General features: G+C 47.1%; 4 protein-coding genes. 2 read left to right on the top strand and 2 right to left on the bottom strand.

Translation table 11 applies throughout. The annotated features are described in order from the left end of the window. Window positions 1-402 precede the first annotated feature (402 nt). The gene (locus G598_RS0114930) at window positions 403-1,056 is read left to right on the top strand and encodes a hypothetical protein (RefSeq protein WP_026767590.1); all 654 of its coding nucleotides are present in this window, start codon (window positions 403-405) and stop codon (window positions 1,054-1,056) included. A 535-nt stretch (window positions 1,057-1,591) separates the two neighbouring features. Here the strand turns inward: G598_RS0114930 and G598_RS19890 are convergent. Then, window positions 1,592-1,858, bottom strand: coding sequence for a hypothetical protein (locus G598_RS19890; protein WP_157833372.1), 267 nt, complete (start codon window positions 1,856-1,858; stop codon window positions 1,592-1,594). A gap of 119 nt (window positions 1,859-1,977) precedes the next feature. Continuing rightward, window positions 1,978-2,193: a hypothetical protein gene (locus tag G598_RS0114925; protein WP_026767589.1), complete on the bottom strand. Its 216-nt coding sequence runs from the start codon at window positions 2,191-2,193 to the stop codon at window positions 1,978-1,980. A gap of 1,068 nt (window positions 2,194-3,261) precedes the next feature. On the opposite strand from G598_RS0114925, the gene G598_RS19885 reads away from it, so the two are divergent. Then, on the top strand, window positions 3,262-3,504 hold the full coding sequence (locus G598_RS19885; RefSeq protein ID WP_157833371.1) for a hypothetical protein: 243 nt from the start codon (window positions 3,262-3,264) through the stop codon (window positions 3,502-3,504). The last annotated feature ends 345 nt before the right edge of the window (window positions 3,505-3,849 follow it).

Here is a 3,849-nt window from a genome sequence, read left to right as displayed (position 1 = left end):
GCACAACTTCAAGTTTGTGCATATAGAAACACTTTTGTAAAAAGGGAGAATAATAAAACCATTTTGCCATTTACTAGGCAGAATGGTTTTTATCACGGGGTATAACAAATCTTTTAATGACTGCATTACTACCGATGGATTAGGCTTTACATTATGCCCAATGTCTCTAGGTGTTGACTCTAATTCGGATGGTGGTTTTATATTCCTCTACGGCGGGAAAAATCGGAATAGCCAGGTGATTATCTCCTTCAAAAATGGGAAGTTGGTGGCTGGTCAACCTGAAATGTTAAATCCTTACGTTTCATCGTTAATTAAGTCATCGAGCAGAGTCCTGATATAATGTCATTAACTAAATGAGAAACGGTATCAACAATTTGCCTGTTTTACAAAAGGGAGTTGACTATGGCACAAATGAATCGCGCTCAATTATTGACGGACATTGTAAATGTTATCGTAAACCGACAAAGACTACTAATGGCAAGTGATTTATCAAGCAGTATAAATTACTGGAGAAAACAATTCGATATTGATACACCACTGATTAACGATATAATTCGTCAAACGGAAGAATATACGGCAAAATTTCTTGGTGGTAAAGGGTGCTTGATATTTTTTTGGATTTGCGTGACGATAATCTGTTGTTTTTTGTTTGGAGGATACGGCTTGTTTATGGGGATTATGTGCCTGGGATATGCTCTTACTCATACAACTCCTGTCCTTTTTGGCAAAGATATTAATGAAAAAGAGGTTGCCTTGAACAAGATTATAGAAAGAAAAATAACTTTGGAAACAAATCTAAAAAAACATATAGCTGCTGGCGCTGCTATCCCCGAGGAATTTGCCAATAGTGTAGCACTCAATCAAGCAAAAAAAATTCTTGATGCTAATCCAACACTTACAGAAAAAGAACTGTTTTATCTACTGCGGGAAAAAAGAGATGCTTATACCAGCACTTTGACACCAAAGCAAAAGCGTGTCTTAGCGCAGTTGCCTTATCAAATAAAAAGCTACTATATTTTTATGAATGGAAAAGCAGTAATGCAAAATCCCCATTAACCTTCCTGCCAATAAGTAAAAGCTGGAGCTTGACCAGTCCGATTGACCAGTCAAGTTCCAGCTTTTTCGTGTCTATGGTTAAGGTCGACAAACCTTGCAGGCCGCATACCCATCATTAACTGCCGCCTCACGGGAACTATACGGAATGAAATTCTCCGGGTGCTTGATGGTGCGGCAAGTAATGTAAACTTCCCCCTTAAATATCCCAATTTCCTACATTTTCTATGTATAGTGTGTTCGCGGCTTGGGCGGAAAATCCGCTTTCGTGTCGGGGGGACAAAATAAAAGAGCCTTGCAGGTTACCAGTCTGCAGGCTCTTTTACCGGTGTGAACTTGTGGTTGACACCTTGTTTTTGTTGTAGATATTGCCAGCAGTCTAGTGGCTGCATGGCTCTATGACAAGTTCCGTAATGATATTGTACTATTTTCCTTAAATACTGGCAAGGGCTTTTGCGATGTCGTCACTGTGGCGGGAAAAAACAAATGTATAATTCTTTGTTCACAATGCGCGCACATTATGAATTTTTGTGCTATACTATTCATTGCCGCTACCTCTAACCATGGTAATCCCACGGCAGCGAGGGAGGTGAAGCCCGTGGTTGATAACCCACTCTTTTCCTTTGTCGTAGGTATCGCCAGTAGTCTTGTGGCTGCATGGCTCTACGACATGATACGCCATAGCGGCAAACACTAAACTTGTCGGAAGTTCGGTCTCACCAACCGGACGGATGACGCAAAAACGCGCCAGTGCATCACAGCATTGGCGCGTATCTTTTTGTAGGCAAAAATAAAAGAGCCTCACAGGTCACCATCCCGAAGACTCTCCTACCGGTGTAAACTCGTGGTCTACCCCTCTTTTCCGTTTGTAGCTTTATTATACCATTTCCGTTATATACTAGCAAGAAATTTTACGCAAAATTTCTAAGGATGACAAACCTTGCAGGCAACATACCCGTCATTTACCGCCGCCTCCCGGGAACTATACGGAATGAAATTTTCCGGGTGCTTGATGGTGCGGCAGGTGCTGTAATGAAACTTCATGGAACGAGGATTGGCCAGATAATCCGTGGCCATGGCAGGTGTAGCCACCATCAGCGAAAAGGCCGCCAAGGTAGCTAAGGCAATTTTCTTTACCACTGTATACTCCCCCTTAAATATCCCCATTTCCTAGATTTTCTATGTATAGTATGTTCGCGATTTTTGCGGGAAATCCTTTTTCGTGTCTGTGCTGACGTGGACAGCGCAGCTGTCCACCAAAAGCAACGGACACTCGTAACCTGTGACCGCTTGTGCCCGGGCAGGTCTGTGGGGCGGAATGACTAAGGCTGCAGGGAGGAAAACTCCTACCTGTGCGGAAACAGTGCGAAGACTTGAGCACCCGCACAGGCAGGAGTTTGACGACCAAAACGCCGCAGGAACGAAGCCGCACTGTCCTGCCCCGCCTGACTGGTCAATTTTGCACTTACAGGATAACCGAACCAGTTTCTTCCTATATTTGCACCATCAATAACAACGGAAAGTGTCTGCTGCGAAGTGGACGGTTTTCCGTCCACCCGAGCAGACGGACACAAACCGAATACGCACTGCCGACGAGCAGGCTTCCACCATCCTATGAGGTCAGCACTAGGCACTGCGGGCAGGTGGTATGGCGGCGCGAGCTATCCCGCTCCGCTCTCGCTGGCCGCCATAGTCGCCCCGACCGCAGGGAGGGTTGCCAAGCCCCCTGTCCCCCTATCCTGCGGCACCATATTCCCCTTCCTGACCGAGAAGCCACAGCACCGCAGGGCAGGAAAACGGGGGAAAGAGGGTAGGCCTCGCTCGTCGGGGCCGTAGGGGGAAAGGGGGCGGAGAGTGGACGCACTCGCGTCCACGTGCAGAGACGGCCACCTGCCCGCAGTGCCGCCCGCCAATATACAGAGAACTACCGACAACGCCACGGCCTACGGATGCCGGAATGTAACTTGCGGGAGGTGCAAAGCACGTCCCGCCGCACGAACCTGACGCAATATCCTTTTGAAACGTATTTACCTAAATCAGGATTGACTAGTCAAGTATGCAGGTGTCTGTGGCGACGTGGACTGGATATGCTGGACTGCGCAGGCAGGCCAGCATTCCTGTCCACCCAAGCCAACGGACACCCGTTGCCTGTTGCTTTTATGCGCGGGGGCGGTCTGTACGGCTAAGTGACCGAGTGCCGGAGGGAGGATGGTCTGTGCTGGTGGTACGTCAGTGCATGGCCATCCGGAAGGAGAAACGAGGGAATGCAGCCGTACAGTCCGCCCCTGCCTGACGGGGGAGCTTCTTATGCTGCGGGATGAGGGTGGGGGCGGTGTTCCTCTGCGACGTGGACGCTGGCAGTTAAGCGGCGGTCGAAGGTCGCAGATAAGCGCCAGCGTCCACCAAAGCAGGGAGCGCCGCTGGGCGGGCAACACCCCAAAGTACCAATAAAAAATTGACTTGTCAACTTGACAAGCCAATTGTAAACAACCTTTCCTGATACCCAAAAAGTAGGGTCACTGTAGGGCCACCAGTCTTTATAATGGTAAGAAATTATACTAACTTATGAAATTGGTAAAACGCCTCACCCCTTATGTATCAAGGACTTTCAGAGTTTATACTAAATTATGAGAGTAGCTGTATAAGATGATTGGGCAGATTTAATTTCATAAACCCTTACACGACAAGGCTCTACGGATAGTGATATGCTCCCCCTATGAGAGACAGTAAAAAATAAAACTGTCATCATAGGGGGATTTTTCTATGCCAAACAAACAGAAAGTAGCAATAGAAGAA

The organism is Selenomonas ruminantium subsp. ruminantium ATCC 12561 (assembly GCF_000424065.1).
In the GTDB taxonomy this organism is placed as follows: Bacteria; Bacillota; Negativicutes; order Selenomonadales; family Selenomonadaceae; genus Selenomonas_A; species Selenomonas_A ruminantium.
The sequence above is the reverse complement of the archived record's forward strand: the minus strand, read 5'-3'. Positions and strand labels throughout refer to the sequence as shown.